This window comes from Mesorhizobium sp. M4A.F.Ca.ET.020.02.1.1 (genome assembly GCF_004022645.1).
GTDB lineage: Bacteria > Pseudomonadota > Alphaproteobacteria > Rhizobiales > Rhizobiaceae > Mesorhizobium.
Map to the genome: position 1 here is coordinate 1 of NZ_RZOI01001312.1, position 680 is coordinate 680.

General features: G+C 64.0%; 1 pseudogene. It reads left to right on the plus strand.

The window, feature by feature from the left end:
* Positions 1-610, plus strand: a pseudogene (locus EN742_RS36845) (sugar ABC transporter permease); the annotation flags it as partial.
* Positions 611-680: the final 70 nt, after the last annotated feature.

Below are 680 nucleotides of genomic sequence, written 5' to 3' on the forward strand. Positions count from 1 at the left end.
CGCCTATGCCTATTTCGGGCTGCGGGCCCGCCGCAAGCGTGAGCGTCATGGCTATGAGGCCGAGCCTTTCCCGCTGTTCGTCATCAAGACGCTGGTCGGCAGCGCGTTGGCGCTGTTCCTGGTCTTCCAGTTCGCGAGCTACAGGGGCCTGCCGGTTGTGCTGCTGGTGATGGGCGTGCTGATCTCGCTGTTCGTCTTCGTCACCAAGCGCATGACAATCGGCCGCCGCATCTATGCCATGGGCGGCAACGCCAAGGCGGCGCAACTGTCGGGCATCAACACCGAACGGCTGACGCTGATGGTGTTCATCAACATGGGCGTGCTGTCGGCGCTCGGCGGCCTGATCATCGCGGCGCGCCTCGGCCAGGCCGTGCCGGCGGCCGGCCTCGGCAGCGAGCTCGACGTCATCGCGGCCGTGTTCATCGGCGGCGCCTCGGCGATGGGCGGTGTCGGGCAGGTCATCGGTGCGGTGGTCGGCGGCTTCATCATGGGTGTGATGAACAACGGCATGTCGATCATGGGCGTCAACGTCGACTGGCAGCAGGTGGTCAAGGGCCTGGTGCTGCTCGGCGCGGTGATCTTCGACGTCTACAACAAGAACAAGGCCTGACGGCAGCAATTCCAGGAAAGCTGCATAGCGGTTTTCCGTCCGGAATTGCGCAGAGACAATATATTGGGAG